The 21,816-nt window shown below is 62.9% G+C and carries 16 protein-coding genes and 2 tRNA genes; 13 read left to right on the forward strand and 5 right to left on the reverse strand.

Going from position 1 to position 21,816, the window contains the following annotated elements; genetic code table 11:
* Nucleotide 1 precedes the first annotated feature (1 nt).
* Nucleotides 2-76: transfer RNA gene (locus ACYG9Y_RS08780), tRNA-Asn, on the reverse strand.
* Nucleotides 77-307: 231 nt separating this feature from the next.
* Here ACYG9Y_RS08780 and ACYG9Y_RS08785 point away from each other — a divergent pair.
* The 9 genes from ACYG9Y_RS08785 to ACYG9Y_RS08825 all read left to right on the forward strand — a co-directional run bounded on the left by ACYG9Y_RS08785 (nt 308) and on the right by ACYG9Y_RS08825 (nt 12,063).
* Nucleotides 308-568: a PGPGW domain-containing protein gene (locus ACYG9Y_RS08785; protein WP_031203994.1), complete on the forward strand. Its 261-nt coding sequence runs from the start codon at nt 308-310 to the stop codon at nt 566-568.
* Between the two features lie 336 nt (nt 569-904).
* A tRNA-Cys gene (locus ACYG9Y_RS08790) sits at nt 905-978 on the forward strand.
* A 108-nt stretch (nt 979-1,086) separates the two neighbouring features.
* Nucleotides 1,087-1,761, forward strand: a complete 675-nt coding sequence (locus ACYG9Y_RS08795; RefSeq protein ID WP_023701682.1) for a protein-L-isoaspartate O-methyltransferase family protein — start codon at nt 1,087-1,089, stop codon at nt 1,759-1,761.
* A 185-nt stretch (nt 1,762-1,946) separates the two neighbouring features.
* The gene (locus ACYG9Y_RS08800; RefSeq protein WP_023691095.1) at nt 1,947-3,332 is read left to right on the forward strand and encodes a TolC family outer membrane protein; all 1,386 of its coding nucleotides are present in this window, start codon (nt 1,947-1,949) and stop codon (nt 3,330-3,332) included.
* A 330-nt stretch (nt 3,333-3,662) separates the two neighbouring features.
* Entirely contained in the window at nt 3,663-4,559 is an 897-nt protein-coding gene (locus tag ACYG9Y_RS08805) for a PopZ family protein (RefSeq protein ID WP_023739020.1), read from the forward strand.
* Between the two features lie 266 nt (nt 4,560-4,825).
* On the forward strand, nt 4,826-7,609 hold the full coding sequence (locus ACYG9Y_RS08810; RefSeq protein WP_023739019.1) for a valine--tRNA ligase: 2,784 nt from the start codon (nt 4,826-4,828) through the stop codon (nt 7,607-7,609).
* A gap of 358 nt (nt 7,610-7,967) precedes the next feature.
* Nucleotides 7,968-9,236, forward strand: a complete 1,269-nt coding sequence (locus ACYG9Y_RS08815) for an OmpP1/FadL family transporter (protein WP_023739018.1) — start codon at nt 7,968-7,970, stop codon at nt 9,234-9,236.
* Nucleotides 9,237-9,527: 291 nt separating this feature from the next.
* Nucleotides 9,528-11,252, forward strand: coding sequence for a dihydroxy-acid dehydratase (ilvD, locus tag ACYG9Y_RS08820; RefSeq protein WP_023706010.1), 1,725 nt, complete (start codon nt 9,528-9,530; stop codon nt 11,250-11,252).
* Nucleotides 11,239-12,063 (forward strand): tetratricopeptide repeat protein, encoded by an 825-nt coding sequence (locus ACYG9Y_RS08825; RefSeq protein WP_023714413.1) that lies wholly within the window; start codon nt 11,239-11,241, stop codon nt 12,061-12,063. Before ilvD ends, ACYG9Y_RS08825 begins: the two co-directional genes overlap by 14 nt.
* A gap of 44 nt (nt 12,064-12,107) precedes the next feature.
* On the opposite strand, the gene ACYG9Y_RS08830 is transcribed toward ACYG9Y_RS08825, so the two are convergent.
* The 4 genes from ACYG9Y_RS08830 to erpA form a co-directional block, all read right to left on the reverse strand.
* A complete protein-coding gene (locus ACYG9Y_RS08830) occupies nt 12,108-12,362 on the reverse strand; it encodes a hypothetical protein (protein ID WP_245260192.1) in 255 nt (84 codons plus the stop codon).
* Between the two features lie 116 nt (nt 12,363-12,478).
* Nucleotides 12,479-13,273, reverse strand: a complete 795-nt coding sequence (gene xth, locus ACYG9Y_RS08835; protein ID WP_023706008.1) for an exodeoxyribonuclease III — start codon at nt 13,271-13,273, stop codon at nt 12,479-12,481.
* Nucleotides 13,274-13,281: 8 nt separating this feature from the next.
* Complete coding sequence (locus ACYG9Y_RS08840; RefSeq protein WP_023691101.1) at nt 13,282-13,674, reverse strand: VOC family protein; 393 nt, start codon at nt 13,672-13,674, stop codon at nt 13,282-13,284.
* 4 nt (nt 13,675-13,678) lie between these two features.
* Nucleotides 13,679-14,026 (reverse strand): iron-sulfur cluster insertion protein ErpA, encoded by a 348-nt coding sequence (gene erpA, locus ACYG9Y_RS08845; RefSeq protein WP_031198637.1) that lies wholly within the window; start codon nt 14,024-14,026, stop codon nt 13,679-13,681.
* A gap of 76 nt (nt 14,027-14,102) precedes the next feature.
* Here erpA and ACYG9Y_RS08850 point away from each other — a divergent pair, with 76 nt between their 5' ends.
* From ACYG9Y_RS08850 to nagZ, 4 genes are all read left to right on the forward strand, one after another.
* Nucleotides 14,103-15,317, forward strand: coding sequence for a deoxyguanosinetriphosphate triphosphohydrolase (locus tag ACYG9Y_RS08850; protein WP_023739017.1), 1,215 nt, complete (start codon nt 14,103-14,105; stop codon nt 15,315-15,317).
* A gap of 62 nt (nt 15,318-15,379) precedes the next feature.
* Nucleotides 15,380-17,143: an arginine--tRNA ligase gene (gene argS, locus ACYG9Y_RS08855; RefSeq protein WP_023739016.1), complete on the forward strand. Its 1,764-nt coding sequence runs from the start codon at nt 15,380-15,382 to the stop codon at nt 17,141-17,143.
* A 103-nt stretch (nt 17,144-17,246) separates the two neighbouring features.
* Nucleotides 17,247-20,630, forward strand: coding sequence for an SPOR domain-containing protein (locus tag ACYG9Y_RS08860; protein WP_023739015.1), 3,384 nt, complete (start codon nt 17,247-17,249; stop codon nt 20,628-20,630).
* Nucleotides 20,631-20,763: 133 nt separating this feature from the next.
* Entirely contained in the window at nt 20,764-21,783 is a 1,020-nt protein-coding gene (nagZ, locus tag ACYG9Y_RS08865) for a beta-N-acetylhexosaminidase (protein ID WP_023697621.1), read from the forward strand.
* Nucleotides 21,784-21,816: the final 33 nt, after the last annotated feature.

Consider the following 21,816-nt stretch of genomic DNA (forward strand, 5'->3'; position numbering starts at 1 on the left):
TTGGCTCCCCGGGCCGGATTCGAACCAGCGACCAACCGGTTAACAGCCGGTTGCTCTACCACTGAGCTACCGGGGAATAGAGGCTCTCATGTGAGTGGCGCAGCCTATAGCAAACCCTTTTCGGCTTTGCAAAGAAGCATTTCGCATTTTTTAGCGCATTTTCACCCAATGGTTTCTGGCAATCGCCGGATGACACCACATATGAGCCGTCTTGGGCGCCGTCGGACCTTGGTCGGCGGAACCTGAACGGCGATTGCAGCCTTTAGCGCATATGGCTTTATCGAAGGCAACCGGATCGACTTTCGACATGACTGCAGCAGACGAAAACCAGGCACCGGCGCGGAAAATCTCGGTGTTCGGGCGCGAGTTCACCATGCCGCGCTCGCGCGGGCTGAGGATCGCCATCGGTATCGTTCTGGTGTTTTTCGGCCTTCTCGGCTTCCTGCCGATTCTCGGCTTTTGGATGATTCCGCTCGGCCTTTTGGTGCTTTCCTACGAATTTGCCGCGGTGCGCCGCCTGCGGCGCCGGTTCGTCGTCTGGTGGGAACGGCGTCGCCGGCCAAGTTGAAAGCGATGGCGCGCGATCCCGGAGCGGCCGCTTCGCTTTTCCAGCCCGTCGCAGATTTCCCCCTCAAGATCTCCTTGAGAACGGCAACTGCTGGTGCCAGCCGCGCGCGATATGCGGTGAAAGCCGGTTTGCACCCGCTGCGTAAAGCTGCGGGTTCGAGTTTCGCCGGTCGCGCAGCCATGCTTGACGAGCGGCCAATATGCCGGTGCGCCAAGCGCTGAAACCGCTCGGGAACCACGTTGCGGCGGCTGATGAGGAAAGCGCGCCGGAATGCCGCGCGGACGCTTGACGACCTTTCGCTGCCACCATATTGAGTTCGCTCGCCGGGAGCGATGAGGCCTCGTGGCGGAGTGGTTACGCAGAGGACTGCAAATCCTTGCACCCCGGTTCGATTCCGGGCGAGGCCTCCAATCGCTTCAACTCCCGCATGCCGGGGGCTTGAGTTCCGGTCGAATGCGCCGCAGTGTCGGCGCGACAAGCGCATTTCAGCGCATTGGCTTTGACGGATTGGTTGGGACATGAGCGCTGATTTCTCCGAACTTCGCGTCAAGATGGTCGACGGCCAGGTCCGCACCACCGATGTGACCGACGCAGCATTGCTCGATGCCATGCTTGCCGTGCCGCGCGAGGCCTTTGTCGGGGCCGGCCGACAGGCTCTCGCCTATATCGACGAGGATATCCGCATCTCCGACGGCGCCGATGGCAGCGGTGCGCGCTACCTCATGGAGCCGTCGCCACTGGCCAAGCTTTTGCAGTTGGCCGAGATCGACGCCGGCGATTCGGTGCTCGATGTCGGCTGCGGCACCGGTTATTCCGCGGCGCTGCTGTCCAGGCTGGCCAAATCCGTCGTGGCGCTGGAAAGCGATACCACACTGGCGGAAGCAGCCAAAGCGGCGCTTTCGGCGCAGGGCTGCGATAACGTCACCGTGGTCACCGGCCCACTGCCGCTAGGTCATGCCGCCAAGGCGCCCTACAATGTGATTCTCATCGGCGGCAGCGTCGAGAAAGTGCCTGCGGCGCTGCTTGACCAGCTTGCCGAAGGCGGCCGGCTGGTGGCTGTGGAAGGGCAGGGCAATGCGGGCGTAGCCCGGCTCTTTTTCAATGCAGGGGGGGTTGTAACCGGAAGACGGGCATTTAATGCGGCAATTAAGCCACTACCCGGATTTGAACGCATTCATGCCTTCGAGTTCTAAGTGATTTTGCCTTGCAGCAAAGACTCTGTCATGTTGGCTTGCGATTGAACAATCGTTGCTGATTGGTTAACCGGGGTTTCGGGAGGCTGTCAGCGGGGGAACGATACATCGACGCGGCGCTGGCCGATCCCTAGGGATGGGCTGGCGTGGCGTGGTTCCCGTGCAAAACGAATGAGGGATATAAAGTGCCGTCTTTAGCCAAGAGTTTGTTTGTTACTGTCCTCATTTCCGCGACAGCGCTTTCGCCGATAGCCGCCTCGGCGGAAACCATTCTCGGCGCGCTTTCCAAGGCCTACCAGAACAATTCCTCGCTGAATTCGGCCCGTGCCGGCGTGCGCGTCACCGATGAGGGCGTGGCGATCGCCAAGTCGGGCTATCGCCCGGTGATCACTGGTTCGGCTGATATCGATTACACCTCCAGGCACCTAAACGGCAGGAACGCGAGCCTGGCATTGACCACCGGCAGCTTCGGCGTTCGGATTGATCAGACGCTGTTCGACGGCTTCCAGACCAAGAACAGGGTCGCGTCGGCCGCTGCACAGGTGAGGGCCTCGGTCGAGGGCCTGCGCAACACCGAAGAGAACACGCTGTTCAACGCGGCGAGCGCCTATATGGACGTGATTCGCGACCGCCAGGTGGCGGTGCTGACCGAACAGAATCTGCAGTTCCTGACCGAGCAGGCGCGCGCGGCACGCTCGCGCTTCGAGGTCGGCGAGGGCACGCGCACCGATGTAGCGCAGGCCGACGCGTCGCGTTCGGCCGCGGTGGCGCAATTGAGTGCTGCCCGTGCGCAGGCTCTGGCCAGTGCGGCAACCTATCATCAGATCGTCGGTGACGAGCCGGGCAAGCTCAAGGCCGCGTCGCCGTTGGCGAAGCTGTTGCCGAGGAGTCTCGAGGCGGCGATCGGTATTGCATCGAACGAGCATCCGGCCATCCTGGCCGCCCTACATTCCGTCGATGCAGCCGGATTTGATGTAAAGACGCAGGAGGGTGCGTTGCTGCCGCAGTTGACTGCCAGTGCCGGCCTTTCCCATGTCTATCAAAATACCGTACCTGGCGCGGGGGATTCGGACGGCGATTCCAATGCCGCCACCGTCGGCGCGACGCTGACCGTTCCGATCTATTCGGGCGGCCGAACCTCCGCACTCGTTCGTCAGTCGAAGGAATCGCTCAGCCAGGCTCGCATCGAGGTGGATGTCAGCCGTGACTCGGTGCGCCAGGCCGTGACCTCGGCATGGACGCAATACATCGCAGCGCGTGAAAGCGTCGACGCTAATCGGCAGGTGATCGCGGCCGCACAGTTGGCGCTCAACGGCGTCATCGAGGAGCGCAATGTCGGACAGCGCACCACGCTCGACGTGTTGAATGCCCAGAACGCCGTCATCTCGGCAAAGATCGACCTCGCCAGCTCCGAGCGCGATGTGGTTGTAGCGAGCTACGCCATCCTGTCGGCCATGGGCCGCCTGTCGGCCGATCGCCTGGCGTTGAATGTGGTGAAGTACAAGCCTGAAGAGCACTACAGAGCCGTCAAGGACAAATGGATCGGGCTGCGTACGCCGGACGGTCGTTGATCGCGACTGAGCGGTTCAAATCCCGCCAAGATTGAAAGTATCGTAGCGCCGCGCTTCCCAAGGATGCGCGGCGTTTGTCTTTTGTAGCCTAAATTGTTGAAATCCGGCGTCTTCCGAGATTGGGGATTCTCGGATGGCGATCCGTCGGCTACGCTGTCGCCATGATTCGTATCCGGCTTTGCCGGACAGGAATCCAGGAACGGGTCACTGCAGCGCCACGCGTCCGATGGATGCGCAAAGGAGGCTGTAGAACTTTGATTTTGCGCCTGATCCTCTTCGAAAATCGAAGATCGATTTTCGGGATCATGCGCGGGGGCGGCGGATGTGACGATGGCGACGGCAAGCAGCGCACAGCGCGAACCTTCCATGGAAGAAATACTGGCTTCCATCAGGAGGATCATCGAAGACAGCGACACAGGCCGCAAGCTGCCGGGCGACGCGGATGAGTTGCGCCAGGACGTTGTGCCGGCCGCCGGGCCTGTTTCGGATGTCGAGGCCTTCCGCAGCGAATTGCACAGCTCGACCGAAAGCAAGAAGCCGGTGACGCTGGCCGAGGTGCAGGCCCAACTGGCCGAGCCGGTGGTTGCGCGGCTGGAGCCGCGCTCCGAGCCGTCGCCAGTGAAGCCGGCCATTGCGGCAAATGCCACGACCGCCGCGCCACCCGCGCATGCTCCGATGACATTGGCGGAAGTAAGCGCCAGGATAGCCAGTGAGCCAGCTCCCGCCGTCAGGGCAGAAGTTGCAGTGCGGGCAAAGGCGGAAACCACCGACTCGATCGTCACGGATTGGCGCCGCGAAATCGCGGCCGTTGGCAATCAGGCAAAACCGGCTGACACAGTACGGCGGCCCGAGATCAGGCAGCCGGAGATCAGGCAGCCAGAGACTGAAAATCGGCAGGCAGCAATCGCGGAGGTCGAGGCTTTCGAGGACGATCTCGCTGCCGAGCCGGCTTTCGAGCCTCGTCCTTCGAGCGGCGAGCGCGCGCGCCCGGCCGATACAACTCCGGTTCGGTCGGCGATCGTTTCGGAACATACGGGACGGCAGGTCGCAGCCGCCTTCGGCGAGCTCTCCGACGCCTTCGCCAGCCGCAGCAAGAAGACCTTCGACGAGATGGCCGAGGAGATGCTGCGGCCGATGTTGCAGGACTGGCTGGACAACAATCTGCCGACGCTGGTCGAGCGCCTGGTACGCGAAGAAATCGAGCGCGTCGCGCGCGGCGCGCAGTAGACATCACCATAGCCCGTTCCGGATTAAGGCGCCGCCTTCGGGCGACGCTTTCGCTGCAGGTCAGCTTCCGGCCGATGTCGCGAACACGATCAGGTTACCGTCGGGATCGCTGACGATGAAGGTGCAGGCATGGCCTTCCCGTTGAAATGACCAGGGCCCCGCCTATTTGCGTTGAAGGACTGAGGCCGCCCTCGCGGTTGACTTGGCCAAAACCTTCCGATTTACACCGGGTCAGCAAAACTCCCGACCGCGCGGACCATTTTCCCATGCTTGAAAAGACCTACGACGCCAAGACCGTCGAGCCCAGGATCGCCAAAATCTGGGAAGAGGCGGACGCATTTCGCGCCGGCGCCGGCGCCGAGGAGGGGGCGGAGGCCTTCACCATCGTCATCCCGCCGCCCAACGTCACCGGCTCGCTGCATATGGGCCATGCACTCAACAACACGCTGCAGGACATACTCGTGCGCTTCGAGCGCATGCGCGGCAAAAACGTGCTGTGGCAGCCCGGCATGGATCATGCCGGCATCGCCACGCAGATGGTGGTCGAACGCCAGCTTATGGAAAAGCAGATACATCGCCGCGATCTCACCCGCGAACAGTTCATCGACAAGGTCTGGGAGTGGAAGGCCGAGTCCGGCGGCGCCATTTTCAACCAGCTGAAGCGGCTCGGCGCCTCGGCGGACTGGTCGCGCGAACGCTTCACCATGGATGAAGGCCTGTCCAAGGCCGTGCTCGAAGTTTTTGTCAGCCTCTACAAGGAAGGGCTGATCTACAAGGACAAGCGCCTTGTGAACTGGGACCCGAAGCTGTTGACGGCGATCTCCGACCTGGAGGTCGAGCCGCAGGAGGTCAATGGCAATCTCTGGCACTTCCGCTATCCGATCGAGGGCGAGATTTTCGATCCGGAAAATCCTGGGACATTCATCACCGTGGCGACGACACGGCCCGAGACGATGCTGGGCGATACGGCAGTCGCCGTGCACCCGGACGACGAGCGCTACCGGCATCTGGTCGGCAAGAATGTCGTGTTGCCGATCGTCGGCCGGAAAATTCCGGTTGTGGCTGACGAGTATTCCGACCCGGAAAAGGGTTCCGGCGCCGTCAAGATCACGCCGGCGCACGACTTCAACGATTTCGAGGTTGGCAAGCGCCACAAGCTGCCGGCGATCAACATCCTGACCATCGAGGCGGCAATAACGCTCAGGGATAATGAGGATTTTCTCGCCGGGCTCGACGTGACGCCGGAGCGCCAGGCCGTCTGGGACGAGCTCGACGGTCTCGACCGTTTCGTCGCGCGCAAGAAAATCGTCGAGCTGATGGAGGCCGGCGGCTTCCTCGACAAGATCGAGCCGCATCGCCACGCCGTGCCGCATGGCGACCGCGGCGGCGTGCCGATCGAGCCGTTTCTGACCGAGCAGTGGTATGCAAACGCCGCTGAGCTGGCCAAGCCGGCGATCGCATCGGTGCGCGAAGGCCGTACCAACTTCGTGCCGAAGAACTGGGAAAAGACCTATTTCGACTGGATGGAGAACATCCAGCCCTGGTGTATTTCACGCCAGCTATGGTGGGGTCACCGGATCCCGGCCTGGTACGGGCCGGACGGCCGGGTCTTCGTCGAGAAGACCGAGGAAGAGGCGCTGGGCGCCGCGATCGAATATTATCTGGCGCTGGAAGGTCCATGGAAGGCCTGGGTCGAGGACAAGCTCGAGACCTTCAAGCCGGGCGAGATCCTGACCCGCGACGAGGACGTGCTCGACACCTGGTTCTCGTCGGCGCTTTGGCCGTTCTCGACACTGGGCTGGCCGGATCACACGCCGGAGCTGAAGACCTATTACCAGACCGACGTGCTGGTGACCGGTTTCGACATCATCTTCTTCTGGGTCGCCCGGATGATGATGATGGGCCTGCATTTCATGCACGAGGAGCCGTTCCACACCATCTATGTGCATGCGCTGGTGCGCGACAAGAACGGGCAGAAGATGTCGAAGTCGAAAGGCAACGTCATCGATCCGCTCGACCTCATCGACGAGTTTGGTGCTGACGCACTGCGCTTCACGCTGACGGTGATGGCGGCGCAGGGGCGCGACGTAAAGCTCGATCCGGCGCGCATCGCCGGCTACCGCAATTTCGGCACCAAGCTGTGGAACGCGACACGCTTTGCCGAGATGAACGAGGTCGCGCGCAATGACGACTTCTGGCTGAACGACGCCAAGCTGCCGGTCAATCGCTGGATCCTGACCGAATTGACCAGGGCGTCGCACGCGATCACCGAAGGGATCACCGGCTACCGCTTCAACGAAGCGGCGGGCGCCGCCTACCGCTTCGTCTGGAACCTGTTCTGCGACTGGTATCTGGAACTGCTGAAGCCGGTGTTCATGGGCACCGACGAGGCGGCCAAGGCCGAAAGCCGTGCCTGCGTCGCCTTCGTGCTCGACGAGATCTACAAGCTGCTTCACCCCATGATGCCGTTCATGACCGAGGAGCTGTGGGCGCAGACGGCAGGTGAGGGCAGGACGCGCGCAACGCTGCTTTGCCACGCCGCCTGGCCATCACCGGACTTCGAGGACGCCGATGCAGCCGCCGACATCAACTGGCTGGTCGATCTGGTCTCCGGCATCCGCTCGGTGCGCTCTGAAATGAACGTGCCGCCGGCGGCGATCGCGCCGCTGGTGGTGGTCGGCGCCAGCGCCGAGACTCACCAGAGGCTGGAACGCCATGCGTCCGCCATCAAGCGGCTGGCGCGGGTCGGCGACATCTCGCTGCAGGACGCCGCACCCAAGGGCTCGGCCCAGATCGTGCTCAACGAGGCGACGATCTGCCTGCCGCTCGGCAGCCTGATCGATCTGTCCGCCGAGGCGGCGCGGCTGCAGAAGGAACTGGCCAAGGTGACCGAGGAAATCGCGCGGCTGCACAAGAAGCTGTCGAACGAACGGTTCGTCGCCAGCGCGCCGGAAGAGATCGTCGCGGCCGAGCGCGAAAAACTCGCGGAATACCGTGATCAGCAGGAGAAGCTTTCGGTGGCGTTGACCCGGGTGCGCGACGCCGGCTGAGCGCCGGATTCGCGATGCCTGGGAACGGCGTCAAGGCAGTCTTGTGCCCGAAAAACAGGCATTCCGTAACGTTAATGTTGACGTAAACGGAAAGTTTGCGCCCCATTGTTGCCTTAATGTAACAATGGGGCCTAATGCCGGTAAAACATCCGCGTTTTATACTGTTTAGAGCGGTTTTTCATGATTTTTTGCGCCGATTGCCGCTCAAATGGCCATTTTCCGGCATGCTTGCGCGGCGCGCCACTTTGTCCGAAATGCGTTCCGCAAGTGCGTACATGTACGCTGTTTCAATTCATTGTTGCACCGTTAACCCGAATTGGTTCTAGCTTGACGCACTGGAATTTCGGGGAGGACATCCATGAACAATTTGCGTTTGAAAACACTGCTGGGGGCGGGGTGTTTTTCGCTGGGTTTGATCGGTTCCGTGCATGCCGGCGGTCTGGAGCGCGGTGGCTACGACATCGACCTGCTTTTCGATCCGGCGCAGGTCACAGGCGAGGTGACCGGCACTTATGTCATGCCGCAACGCGACTTGAAGAACGTGGTGGATATCGATCCAAACCCGGTTACGGGTGGCGGCAATCTTAACGCTCTGGGCTTCTCCAACAGTGCCCGTGATACCGAAAGCTATTGGGTGCCGAGTGTCGGTATCAAGGCTGGTATGGGGCCCGTCGATTGTCTTATCGACTACGGCCAGCCGATCGGTGCGTACAGCAATCCCGGCGCCAACTGGGCCGGCGCGAACGGTAACATCATAACCAAGGTCAAGAGCGAGGCCGTAGGCGGGACCTGTTCGTATAAGATGGATCTCGGAAAAGGACAGGTGCGCTTTATCGGCGGCGTGTTTCACGAGGATGTTTCGGGTTTCAAGGAACAGCTGGTTTCGCCTTTTGTTGGTCCCCTTGGGTTGTCGGGAATTGGCCGTCTTGATCTCGAAGGTGACGGTTGGGGATGGCGCGCCGGCGTAGCCTATGAGATTCCGGATATCGCGCTGCGCGCCAGCCTCGTTTACAACTCGGCGGTCAAGCTGGACCATTTGGACGGAACGCTCGACCTGACGCAGCTTCCCGCCGTCGGTCCGGCCAACCCGTTCCTGGGCAATGTTACGAATGTCAGCGGCTCGTCGGAGGTTCCGGAGTCGCTGGAACTCAAACTTCAGTCGGGCATAGCTCCCGGTTGGCTGGCGTTCGGGTCCATCAAATGGGTCAATTGGAGCGTGCTGCAGAGCATTCCTTTCTGCCCGACAGGCGTTCCGTCTTGCACGACGACCAGTGCTTTGAGGCTCACGTCGCTTGATCTGCTCTATCGTGATGGCTGGACGGTTTCCGGCGGCATTGGCCACAAGTTCAATGACCAGTGGAGCGGCGCCGCGGGTCTGACCTGGGATCGTGGAACCAGCACAGGCCTCAGCGCCCAGACCGATACATGGACGGTCAGCGGTGGTGTATCCTACACCCCGACCGCGAACGTCGAGCTTCGTCTTGGCGGCGCGTTGGGTGTGCTCACAAGCGGATCGATCCATCCCGTCGTAGGCAAGGATGGCGTCACATATGGTACGGACTACACCGCCGATTTCGGCAACGATCTGGTTTCAGCCGTTTCGACTTCGTTCAAGGTGAAGTGGTAAGCTTTTCAAATTAAAAGAGAAAAGGGCGGGCAGTGCCCGGCCTTTTTCAGTTTGCGGCACAGCGTCGAGCCGTGCCGTCAAGCGCCGGCGTTCAAAATCCGCCGCACCTATGTCGCCTCTCGTAATTGTGACGTTTTGGCAACAGTTCCGGACCAACCCCCGCGCTACGGTCCCGCTCGACCAAATTGCCCATTTCCCGCCATAAACCCGGCGCACCTCGAATTCGTCTCGGGACACGCGCCAAAAGGCTCGGCGATGAGGCAGGCCGCACCGCCCGCGGCAAGGAAGAGAATGGACGCCAAAGTCATCTCCAAGGCCAAGCTGCCTAGCCGCCATGTGACCGTCGGTCCGGCGCGTGCGCCGCACCGTTCGTATCTCTATGCCATGGGGTTGTCGGCGGCCGAGATCGCGCAGCCGCTGGTCGGCGTTGCCTCCTGCTGGAACGAAGCGGCGCCTTGCAACATCTCGCTGATGCGCCAGGCGCAAGTGGTCAAGAAAGGCGTCGCGGCCGCCAACGGCACGCCGCGCGAATTCTGCACCATCACCGTCACCGACGGCATCGCCATGGGCCACCAGGGCATGAAGTCGTCGCTGGTATCGCGCGATGTCATCGCCGACTCGGTCGAACTCACCATGCGCGGCCATTGCTACGATGCGCTGGTCGGCCTTGCCGGCTGCGACAAGTCGCTGCCCGGCATGATGATGGCCATGGTGCGGCTCAACGTGCCGTCGATCTTCATCTATGGCGGCTCGATCCTGCCGGGCTCCTATCGCGGCCGCCAGATCACTGTGCAGGACGTGTTCGAAGCAGTCGGCCAGCATTCGGTCGGCACGGTCAGTGATGCCGAACTGCTCGAGATCGAGCAGGCGGCGTGTCCGTCCGCCGGCTCCTGCGGGGCCCAGTTCACAGCCAACACCATGGCCACCGTCGCCGAGGCGATCGGCCTGGCGCTGCCGTACTCCTGCGGCGCGCCGGCGCCTTACGAGATGCGCGACCGCTTCAATTTCGCCTCCGGCGAAAAGATCATGGAGCTGATCGCCAAGAACATCCGGCCGCGCGACGTCGTCACGCTGAAGGCGCTGGAGAATGCGGCGACCGTGGTTTCGGCCACCGGCGGCTCGACCAATGCGGCTTTGCACCTGCCGGCGATCGCGCATGAGGCAGGCATCAAGTTCGACCTGTTCGACGTTGCCGCGATTTTCGAGAAGACGCCCTACATCGCCGACCTCAAGCCGGGCGGCAAATATGTCGCCAAGGACATGTTCGAGGCCGGCGGCATTCCGCTGTTGATGAAGACGCTGCTCGACCACGGCTATCTCCATGGCGACTGCATGACCGTGACTGGCCGTACTTTGGCCGAAAACATGGAGCATGTTGCCTGGAATGATAGCCAGGATGTGGTCCGTCCCGCCAACCGACCAATCACCCAAACCGGCGGTGTCGTGGGCTTGAAGGGCAACCTTGCCCCCGAAGGCGCGATCGTGAAGGTCGCGGGCATGACGGAGCTGAAATTCTCAGGTCCGGCACGGTGTTTCGATTCGGAAGAGGAATGTTTCGAGGCGGTCACGCACCGCAACTACCGGGAAGGCGAGGTTCTCGTCATCCGTTACGAAGGTCCGCGCGGCGGCCCGGGCATGCGCGAGATGCTGTCGACGACGGCGGCGCTCTACGGCCAGGGCATGGGCGGCAAGGTCGCTCTCATCACCGACGGTCGTTTTTCGGGCGCGACGCGCGGTTTCTGCATCGGCCATGTCGGGCCAGAAGCTGCCGTTGGCGGCCCGATCGGACTGCTGAAGGATGGCGACGTGATCTCGATCGACGCAACCAAAGGCACGATCGAGGTCGACCTGTCCGAGGCTGAACTGGCAACGAGGGCGAAGGCCTGGAAGGCGCGCACGACCGACTATCAGTCGGGCGCGATCTGGAAATATGCACAGACGGTAGGGCCAGCCCGCGACGGCGCGGTCACCCATCCCGGCGGTGCCAAAGAAACACATTGCTATGCGGATATCTGAGTTGTTGAGGTCGTCTGTCCTTCCGGCACTGGTCGCTGTTGCGATCTTTGGCGCCGTGGGCCAGGCCATGGCCTTCGACGACAAGGTGTTCGACGACAAGACCGGCGTGAAGCCGCAATCGAGCCCATGGGCCGTGTTCCAGTTCGGCTTCTCCGCCTACAAGAGCGGCCACAAGGAACAGGCGGTCGAGGCCTATAAATACGCCGCCGAAAACGGCCAGATCGGCGCCACCTGGAAGCTCGCGCGCATGTATGCCGAAGGCGACGGCGTGACGCGCGACGACTATGCGGCCTTCAAATTCTTCTCCGAGATCGTCGATCAGGATGTCGAGCCGGGATCGCCGGAGGAAAGCTATGTCTCCGACGCGCTGGTGGCGCTGGGCGACTATCTCCGGACAGGCATCCCCGGCAGCCCGGTCGAGGAAAACGAGGTCGCGGCGCAGGAATATTACATGCGTGCGGCCGCCAATTACCGCAACCCGAACGCCCAGTTCGAGATGGGCCAGATGTTCCTGAAGGGCGAGGGCGGCGTCAAGGCCAGCGTCAAGCAGGCCGGCCGCTGGTTCCAGCTCGCCGCCGAAAAAGGCCATGCCGGCGCCCAGGCGACGCTTGGCAATCTTCTGTTCCAGAGCGGCAAGATCGTGCGCGGGCTGGCCATGATGACCGCCGCGCTCGAACGCGCCTCGCCGAGCGACCAGCCGTGGATCCGCGGCATGCAGGAAGAGGCATTTGCCGCCGCCGGCGAAGCCGACCGCCGCACTGCGATTTCGCTTGCCGACGATCTTCTCACCAAGGGTGGTGACGACCAGTGAAATTGCCAATCTCCCCCCTCAAGGGGGAAATTAGCTCACATCCATCAGTTCTCGGTGAGTTCCGCCGGCGCCGCTCTGTGTACCGGCATCGAGATCGGCGTGACGTGCAGATGCGGCTTCATCGTGCTGTCGGGGCAGCTGTCGCCGATCTTGGTCCATGAGGTGTTGTTGAGCACCAGGTCGCAGCGGGCCATATGGCTCTTGTCTGAAACCGTCAGGCAGGTGACCTGGCCGACCTGGTAGGACTTGCCATTGGCCAGGCACTGCTGATCGGCAAGTGCCGCTGCAGGAGAGGCCATGGCAAATGCCAGACCGATCGGGCAAAGGAGGAATCGTAGTGCCATGGAACCCCAGCCGCCATGCTGACCTCTGACTGAATGGCGCGATTGTGGCGACATCAGGGTTTCGGCTGATATCAGGCCGGCAGCAGCGCCAGATCGATCGCCACCGGCACATGGTCGGAAGGCTTTTCCCAGGCGCGCACGTGCTTTTCAATCGAGGCCGAGGAAAAGCGGTTGGCGGCTTCGGGCGACAACAGCAGATGGTCGATGCGGATGCCGTTGTTCTTCTGCCAGGCACCGGCCTGGTAATCCCAGAAGGTATAGACATCGGCCGCATCGGTGACGGCGCGGACTGCCTCGGTGAAGCCGAGATTCTTCAGCCGTCGGAAGGCCTGCCGGGTCTGCGGCTGGAACAGCGCATCGCCAAGCCAGTTCTCGGGGAAGCGCGCATCGACCGGCTCGGGGATGACATTGTAGTCGCCGGCCAGTACCAGCGCCTCCTCCAGAAGCAGCCGTTGCTCGGCCCAGCGATGCAGCCGTTCCATCCAGGCCAGCTTGTAGGGAAACTTCTTCTCGTCATCGACCGGGTTGCCGTTGGGCAGATAGAGCGAGGCGACGCGAAGCGCGCCCTGGTCGGTCGAGAACACGCCCTCGATGAAGCGCGCCTGCTCGTCGGTGTCGTCACCGGGCAGGCCCCTGATAACCTCGTCGAAGGGAAGCTTCGACAGCAGGGCGACGCCGTTAAAGCCCTTCTGGCCATGGGTTTCCACGTTGTAGCCAAGCGCCTCGATCTCGGCGCGCGGGAACTGCTCGTCGACCGACTTGATCTCCTGCAGGCAGACGATGTCGGGCTGGCTTTCGCTCAGCCAGTGGGTGAGGTTGCCGATGCGGGCGCGAATCCCGTTTATGTTCCAGGTAACGATTTTCATGGGCGGCCTCAGGGATGTTCGGGCGAAAGACGTTCGACAAGCCCGATCGTATTGCCTGCCGGGTCCTTTAGAAAGGCCATCCACTCGCTTTCCCCCGCCGTTCCGAACGTGCCTTCGGTGTCGTTGTGGACGAGCGCCGGCGGTGCGGTGAAGGGAACGCCGGACGCTTTCGCCTCGGCGTGGAAGGCTTCGAGCCCGGCTATATCGAGATAGACGGTGCCGGCCGGAACGCCATCGGTGAACAGCAACCTGATATCACCGGCCATGATGAAGGCGATGCCCGGCGGATCGTAGCGGGCGTGAACGTTGAGGCCGAGCACATCGCGCCAGAAGGCCAGCGTCACGTCGAGATCGCGCCCGGCCGACAGTGCGACCTGACGGACCGCGCCGACGCCGGACATCTGCCTAGATGGAGAAACTGGTGCCGCAGCCGCAGGAGGCGACTGCATTGGGGTTGCGGATCTGGAACGATTGGCCCATCAGATCGTCGACGAAGTCGATCACCGAGCCGCCCATATAGACCAGCGACAAATCGTCGATCAGCACGGTGGCGCCGTCCTTTTCGATGGCGACGTCGTCGTCGTTGCGCGTACCGACCAGGTCGAACTTGTAGGAAAAGCCGGAGCAGCCGCCGCCTTCGACGGAGACGCGCAGCGCCGTCTTGCCGGCCTCGCCCGAGACGATTTTCGCGATCCGCCTGGCGGCGGACTCGGTCATCTCGACTTTCATGGCAGTCTTGGCATCAGCGCCCATGGGCGTCACCTTGCTTTCAGTTTCACATGATAGGTATGAAGCGGGAAGGGGCAAGTCAACTGCGGCGGCATCAGCCATGACAAATGAGCTTGGCGACATTGGGTTCGGCTATCGGCCGCGCGCGGCCTATGCCAGCGACCCAGCCAGGTCGCGCGGGCGGCTCTATGACGAGGTCGAGAGCCCGACTCGCACGCCATTCCAGCGCGACCGCGACCGTATCATTCATTCGACTGCCTTCCGCCGCCTGAAGCACAAGACGCAGGTGTTCGTCGCCCATGAAGGCGACCACTATCGCACCCGGCTGACGCATTCGATCGAGGTCGCGCAGATTGCGCGGGCTCTGGCGCGAGCGCTGCGCGGCGACGAGGATCTGGCCGAGGCGGTCGCCTTGGTGCACGATTTCGGTCACACGCCGTTCGGCCATACCGGCGAGGACGCGCTGAACGAGCGGATGGCCCAATGGGGCGGCTTCGACCACAATGCGCAGTCGCTGCGCGTGGTGACGCGGCTGGAGCGGCGCTATGCCGAGTTCGACGGGCTAAACCTGACCTGGGAAACGCTGGAAGGGCTGGTCAAGCACAATGGGCCGCTGACAGATGCCAAGGGAAAAGGGCTCAAAGGCCCGGTGCCGCAGGCGATCCGCGACTATTCCGAGCTGCACGACCTCGAACTCGACCATTTCGCCGGCATCGAGGCGCAATGTGCTGCGATCGCCGACGATATCGCCTACAACACCCATGACATCGACGACGGCCTGCGCTCCGGCTTCCTGACCTTGGACATGCTGGAAACGGTGGCGCTGCCGGGATCGATCCTGGCAAGCGTGCGCGCGCGCTATCCGGGCCTGGACGATGTGCGCACCGGCCATGAGCTGATGCGCCGGCAGATCACGATGATGGTCGAGGATGTCATTGTTTCCACCACCGCCAATCTTGAGCGCATCAAGCCTGACAGCGCCGAAGCGGTGCGGGCGGCGGGCGAAACGATGGTGACCTTTTCCGCTGACGTGGCGGCGACCGAGAAGGAATTGAAGACCTTTCTCTACAAGCATCTCTACCGGCATGACGAGGTGATGCGCGTTCGCACTCAGGCCGAGCAGATCGTGCGCGACCTGTTCGATGTCTATTTCGCCGATCCGCGCGCCATGCCGGACGGCTGGCGGGAGGGGCTCGACCGGGCGGAGGACCGCATCAAGGCGCGCAGCGTCGCCGATTTCCTGGCGGGGATGACGGATACCTACGCCTTGAAGGAACACCGCCGTCTGTTTGACCATACGCCCGATTTAAGCTAGGGCGGGCGCGATTTGCCGGCCAATGAGCCGGTTCCCCTGCACAGTCCGCCAGAGCAAGACCCATGAACATCTTCGCCGATTTCAGCGCGCGAATCACAAAAGCCGTCGAAGCGCTTGATTTGAAAGACAGTAATGGCGTTTCGCCCGACCTGTCGCGCATCGCCGTCGAGCCGCCGCGCGACGCCAGCCATGGCGATCTCGCCACCAATGCGGCGATGGTACTGGCCAAGCCCACCGGGCAGAACCCGCGCGCGCTGGCCGAGCGGCTGGTGGAAGTGCTGCGCAGCGACGCCGATGTTGCCGAAGCCGACGTCGCCGGTCCCGGCTTCGTCAATCTCCGGCTCAAGGACGCTTTCTGGCAGGCACATCTGACTGCGCTGCTGGGCGAGGGGCAAAACTACGGCCGCTCGACCATTGGTGGCGGCAAGAAGACCAATGTCGAATATGTCTCGGCCAATCCGACCGGGCCGATGCATGTCGGCCATTGCCGGGGCGCGGTTGTCGGCGACACGCTTGCAAATCTGATGGCCTTCGCCGGCTATGACGTCACCAAGGAATACATCATCAACGACGCCGGCGCGCAGATCGACGTGCTCGGGCGTTCGGCCTTCCTGCGCTACCGCGAAGCGCTGGGCGACGACATTGGCGAGATACCGGCCGGTCTCTATCCCGGCGATTACCTTGTGCCGGTCGGTCAGGCGCTGGCTGCCGAATTTGGCCGCAAGCTCTTGCAGATGCCCGACGATGAGTCGCTGGTAATCGTCAAGGACCGCACGATCGACGCCATGATGGTGATGATCCGCGAGGATCTGGCGTTGCTCAATGTCCATCACGACGTTTTCTTCTCCGAGCGCACGCTGCATGCCGACAATGCCAGGAGGATCCGCTCGGCGATCAACGATCTGACGCTGAAGGGCCATATCTACAAGGGCAAGCTGCCGCCGCCCAAGGGCGAGAAGCCGGACGACTGGGAAGACCGCGAGCAGACGCTGTTCCGCTCGACGGCGGTCGGCGACGACATGGACCGGGCGCTGGTCAAGTCCGACGGCTCGTTCACCTATTTCGCCGCCGACGTCGCCTATCTCAAGGACAAGGTCGACCGCGGTTTCGTCGGCCTGATCTATGTGCTGGGCGCCGACCATGGCGGCTACGTCAAGCGGCTGGAAGCGCTGGCGCGGGCGATTGCAGGCGATGATCTGAAGCTGCAACTCACGGTGCTGCTGTGCAATCTGGTGAAGCTGTTTCGCGATGGCGAACCGGTTCGGATGTCGAAGCGGTCGGGCGACTTCGTGACCTTGCGCGAAGCGGTGGAGGAGGTGGGCCGCGATGCTATCCGCTTCATGATGCTCTACCGCAAGAGCGACGCGCCGCTCGACTTCGATTTCGCCAAGGTCACCGAACAGTCCAAGGACAATCCCGTGTTCTACGTGCAGTACGCTTCGGCGCGCTGTCATTCGGTGTTCCGGCAGGCGAGCGAGCAACTGGGCGAGGCCAATTTCGACCGCAACAGCCTGGCCGCGGCCTCGGCGTCGCTCACCGACGAGGGCGAGATCGGCCTGATCCGGAAGCTGGCTGAATATCCAAGGCTGATCGAATCCGCGGCCCTTGCGCTGGAGCCGCACCGGCTGGCATTCTACCTCTACGATCTGGCTTCCACCTTCCATGGACACTGGAATCGGGGCACCGAGAATCCCGACTTACGTTTTGTTAAGGTTAACGACCGACAATTGACTCATGCCAGACTAGGGCTGGTGCAGGCTGTTTCGGATGTTTTGACTTCCGGCCTGACGCTGATTGGGGCTGATGCGCCCACTGAGATGCGTTAGGTTTAACTAAAACACCTGTCACCATTTGCCCACATTGCGCTGGTAAGGGCCAACCCTACGCGACGTCCATGGCGTCCGAATGAGTGCGAGTTCGGGAACAATAATGGCAGACAGAACCCAGCTGAGAGTAGCCGACAACAACGACATCGCCGAAGATGATCCGTTCGCTGAACTGACCAGGATCATGGGTTTCGATCCGCGCCAGCCGGTCAAGCCGCAGGCGCCAGCCGTCGAGACGGCTGCGGACGAGGGCGATTTCGACATCGACCTCGAGAAGGAGTTGATGGGCGAATTCGGCGATGAAGTCGGTTCCATGGAGGCCAGCCAGCCAGCTCCCGAGGTTCACCAGCCTGCCGCTGAACCCTACGACTCTGCTGCCGAGATTCGCGAGCCGGCTTTCGAAACCACCGATGCCGCGATGGACGATGCGCTGGCTGCTTCGCTGGAATATGATTTCGTCTTCGACGATGCCGCCGATCTGGATTTCGGCGCTGCCCCGCAGGCTGCGGCTGCTCCCGTTGAACCCTCGTTTGCCGAAACTTCGTTTGTCGAGCCCGCATTCGACGAAGCTGCATTCGACGATGATTTCGACAATGCCGTCGCCAGCTCGCTGGAAAACGTATCGCCGCTCGAAGACGACCTGCCGATGGATCACGACCTTGCCGCTTCGCTCGAGCAGGGGTTGCTGCTCGATGACGGCGCGACCGTCGCCCATGCCGCAGATGTCGCGCAGGTTGCTGCTGCGCCTGCCGACGATCTCGCGTTCGACGATGATTTCGACAATGCCGTCTCGATGTCGCTGGAAGACGAGCTGACGCTGGACGGTCCTGCGCCGGCGCAGGACCAGTATGCCGCGCCAGTAGCCGAGGCGCCGGTCGTCGGCGCCGCCGACCACGCTGTTGCCGACGAGGATTTTGCGGTTCATTTCGATGACGCGATGGCCGATGTCGACATGGACTTTGCAGCCGAGCATTTCGAGCCTCAGGCTTTCGAGGCTCAGCCTGTTGAGGCCGAGGATCCGGAAGAGCGCGATCTGGATGTCAGCGATCTGCAGGTCAGCGCGCCGGTTGAGATGGATGCGCCGGAAGTGGACGAGACGCCGGCCTGGACCGTGGAGGCCAGCCCCTCTCATGAGACTGCGCACGAAGCATTCGACGATTTCGATCTGAGCATCGATGATGCGCTTGCCGATCACGAGCCGGTGGCCGAGACCGCACCCGCTCCGGTTCAGCCAACTCCGGTCGCACCAGCCTATGTGGCGCCTACCAATATGGCGACCCCGGCCGCTCCGGTCGCTGACGAACGGACGTTGGAAGATGAACTCAACGCGCTGCTTGGCGCCATGACCACACCACGCCCGGCGCCAGTCGCCCCGATTCCGGTGGTCACCGAGCCCACCAGGGCTGCCGCCATCGAGCCCACCAGGACTTATGAGCCGGTTGCCCCGGTGCAGCGGTCCGTCGCGACGCCGGTCGCTCCGGTCGATAATCTCGACTGGGACCTAGACGAACACGCGCCTGCTCCTCAGGAGGCCCAGGCGGACGATGCCGATTTCGACGATCTGCTTGCCGGCGAACTTGAAGGCCATGTGCCCGAGATCGAGTTCGATGATCACGCCTTCGACGCGGCGCTGGCCAAGGGCATCGATCTCGGTCATGACGATACGGCAGCACCGGTCGCTGGCGATTGGCGCTCGACGCCGCCGGAGCCGGCGCGTTCGTGGAGCCGCGTGACTCCCACCCCGGCCCAGCCTTCCTTTGCAGCGCAGCCGCAACCTTCTTTTGCAGCGCAGCCGCAAGCTTCTTTTGCAGAAAAGCCGTCCATGCCGCCGGCGGCAGCGCCAAGCTATCGCGACCAGCCGGTTGCCGCTGCTGCCTATGTGGCGCCGACGCCATCGCGCCAGGCGCCGCCTCAGGCCTATGACGAGATGCCGGATGTTGAGACGGTCGATGTGCCGGAGCGTGTGGTGGCGATTGCCGACGACCTCGACATTCCAGAACTCAGCTTCGAGCAAGACGAGCCGGCCGCCTATGACGACATCGACGCCGAATTCGCCGGCATGCTCAACGACATGAACGCGGTGGAAGTGGCGCCGCCCACTGCCGCACGCAGTGCCGGCTATGATGACGATTCCTACAGTTCCGGCTTCAGTTCGGGCCACGAGCTCGACCGGCGCGCCTATGCGGCGCGGCCAGCCGAAGTGCTTGCAGCCACGCAAGCTCACCACGCCGATGCCGCCGGCGGCTTCGACATGGACGATCTGCCCGGCAGCCAGCCGGTTTCGCAGGCCGACGATTTCGCGGTCGACGAACTCGACTACGATCCGGATCTGGACGAGGCAATGGCGGTGCCGGGCCTCGCCGAGCAGGAAGCCGCACGGCCGCGCAGGAGCGGCCTGCTGGTCGCGGGGGTCGTTGCTGCGGTTGCGATTGCCGGCGGCCTTGGCGCCCTCGCCTTGTCCTTCGGCGGCAAGGGCGGCAGCGATGCGCCGGTCATTGTCAAGGCCGACAACAGGCCGATCAAGGTCAAGCCCGAAAATCCGGGCGGCGCCGTGGTGCCGAACCAGGACAACAAGGTTTATGATGCGGTCGCCAAGGGCACCAAGCCGGCCGAGCCGGTTCAGGAGAAGCTGGTCACCAACACCGAAGAGCCGGTCGATGTGAAGGCGCAGGAGCCTGAAAGCCGCGTCGTCGATCTGTCGCCCGACGATACCGACGCTGCCCCAGGCCCCGACGCTGCCGGCAACCCCGAAGCTGCCGTCAACCCCGACGCGGCTGTCGCGCCGGCGCCAAAATCCGAGGACCGCATCGCGCAGGTGCTGCAGGAAGCCGACAAGAACCCCGATACCGTCGCCGTTGCCCCGCGCAAGGTGCGGACCATGGTGGTCAAGCCCGACGGCTCGTTGGTGGCCCGCGAGGACTCGACGCCGGCCGCGCCGCAGGTTGCGGCGACTGAGCCGCTTGACCCGGCGCCGCAGCACGTCGCCCCTTCGGCCGATGCCGAGCAGACCGGCACCGTGGCGCCTGCCGATCAGGCAAATAGCGACCAGGCAAGTGCCGAGACCGCCAAGCCGGTCAAGCCGGTGAAGCCGGCGGCCACGCCGAAGGCTGAGACCCAGTCCGCCAACACGCCGCAGACGGTTGCCGTGGCGCCGCAGCGCCCGTCCGACCAGCCGGTCGACGTGGTCGGCGAGGTCAAGCCCGACCAGGTTGCCTCCATTCCGGCGACGGCTTCGACATCGGGCGGTTCGTGGTCGATGCAGATCGCTTCGCAGCCGACGGTCGAAAGCGCCCAGGCCAACTACGCCGACCTGCAGCGCCGCTATGGAAATGTGCTCGCCGGTCGCACCGCCAACATCGTCAAGGCGGAGATCGCCGGCAAGGGCACCTTCTACCGTGTCCGGGTGCCTGCGCAATCGCGCAACGATGCGATCAATCTGTGCACCAGCTACAAGGCTGCCGGAGGCAACTGCTTCGTGTCGCGGTAAGGCCGGATCCAATTATCAGAGCCGGTGCGTTCCCAAGGGTCGCGCCGGCTTTTTCATGTGGATGGGCGAGAGGTTGAGGCGCTTGCCGTCCGGGGAGATTCCCTTTGGCGGCGCGAAGCCCTAAACTGGTGGAATGACCGAATCAAAATCCATGATCCTCGGCTGTGCCGGGAAATCGCTGACCCGCGAAGAAATCCGTTTCTATCGCAATGAATGCCCGTGGGGCTTCATCCTGTTTGCGCGCAATATCGGCGAAACGGAGCAGATCCGCGATCTGGTCGCCGAAATGCGCGACTGTATCGGGCGCCCCGATGCGCCGGTGTTCATCGATCAGGAAGGTGGCCGGGTGCAGCGCCTGCGGCCGCCGCTGGCGCCGAACTATCCCGCCGGCGGCGCGCTCGGTGCATTGTGGCGCAAGGACCATGATGCCGGCACCCGCGCTGCCTGGCTGATGGCGCGGCTGCACGCCTTCGACCTGTTGCGCTTCGGTATCTCGGCCGATTGCCTGCCGGTGCTGGACGTGCCGATCGAGGGCGCCAGCGACGTCATCGGCGCGCGCGCCTATGGCAAGGAGCCGCGCCCGGTCATCGAACTTGGCCGCGCCGCCGCGGAAGGGCTGATGTCCGGCGGCGTGTTGCCGGTCATGAAGCATATTCCGGGCCATGGACGCGCCTTCGCCGACACGCATTTCGAGCTACCTGTGGTCGACGCCTCGCTGAGCGACCTGCAGCGGCATGATTTCGCCCCTTTCCGCGAGCTTAGCCATCTGCCGATGGCGATGACGGCGCATGTCGTCTACAGCGCCATCGATCCGAACAACCCAGCGACCACCTCAGGCAAGGTCATCGACGAGATCATCCGCCGCGAGATCGGCTTCGACGGGCTGTTGATGAGCGACGACACCTCGATGAAGGCGCTTTCTGGGGATTTCCCGACAAAGGCGGCCTCGATCCTTGCGGCGGGCTGCGATCTGGTCCTTCACTGCAATGGCGTTTTCGAGGAGATGGCAGGCATCGCATCGCGAACCACGGGACTTGAAGGGACGTCGCTGGAGCGCGCCAAGCGGGCGCTGACCTATATAAGGGATCGCGACCGGGCCGACGAAACCGAGATACGCGCCGAGTTTGCCACCTATTTCGATGCGGTGGCCTAGAGACGGATGATTTCAGGTCTGTTCGACCTGAAA

The sequence above is a fragment of the Mesorhizobium sp. W050 genome (assembly GCF_054719535.1).

Bases quoted from the DNA above. Each gene is read 5' to 3' on its own strand.
- ACYG9Y_RS08785 (WP_031203994.1), top strand. From the start codon at position 308: ATGACTGCAGCAGACGAAAACCAGGCACCGGCGCGGAAAATCTCGGTG.
- ACYG9Y_RS08795 (WP_023701682.1), top strand. From the start codon at position 1,087: ATGAGCGCTGATTTCTCCGAACTTCGCGTCAAGATGGTCGACGGCCAG.
- ACYG9Y_RS08805 (WP_023739020.1), top strand. From the start codon at position 3,663: ATGGCGACGGCAAGCAGCGCACAGCGCGAACCTTCCATGGAAGAAATA.
- ACYG9Y_RS08810 (WP_023739019.1), top strand. From the start codon at position 4,826: ATGCTTGAAAAGACCTACGACGCCAAGACCGTCGAGCCCAGGATCGCC.
- ACYG9Y_RS08815 (WP_023739018.1), top strand. From the start codon at position 7,968: ATGAACAATTTGCGTTTGAAAACACTGCTGGGGGCGGGGTGTTTTTCG.
- ilvD (WP_023706010.1), top strand. From the start codon at position 9,528: ATGGACGCCAAAGTCATCTCCAAGGCCAAGCTGCCTAGCCGCCATGTG.
- ACYG9Y_RS08825 (WP_023714413.1), top strand. From the start codon at position 11,239: ATGCGGATATCTGAGTTGTTGAGGTCGTCTGTCCTTCCGGCACTGGTC.
- ACYG9Y_RS08830 (WP_245260192.1), bottom strand. From the start codon at position 12,362: ATGGCCTCTCCTGCAGCGGCACTTGCCGATCAGCAGTGCCTGGCCAAT.
- xth (WP_023706008.1), bottom strand. From the start codon at position 13,273: ATGAAAATCGTTACCTGGAACATAAACGGGATTCGCGCCCGCATCGGC.
- ACYG9Y_RS08840 (WP_023691101.1), bottom strand. From the start codon at position 13,674: ATGTCCGGCGTCGGCGCGGTCCGTCAGGTCGCACTGTCGGCCGGGCGC.
- erpA (WP_031198637.1), bottom strand. From the start codon at position 14,026: ATGGGCGCTGATGCCAAGACTGCCATGAAAGTCGAGATGACCGAGTCC.
- ACYG9Y_RS08850 (WP_023739017.1), top strand. From the start codon at position 14,103: ATGACAAATGAGCTTGGCGACATTGGGTTCGGCTATCGGCCGCGCGCG.
- argS (WP_023739016.1), top strand. From the start codon at position 15,380: ATGAACATCTTCGCCGATTTCAGCGCGCGAATCACAAAAGCCGTCGAA.
- ACYG9Y_RS08860 (WP_023739015.1), top strand. From the start codon at position 17,247: ATGGCAGACAGAACCCAGCTGAGAGTAGCCGACAACAACGACATCGCC.
- nagZ (WP_023697621.1), top strand. From the start codon at position 20,764: ATGACCGAATCAAAATCCATGATCCTCGGCTGTGCCGGGAAATCGCTG.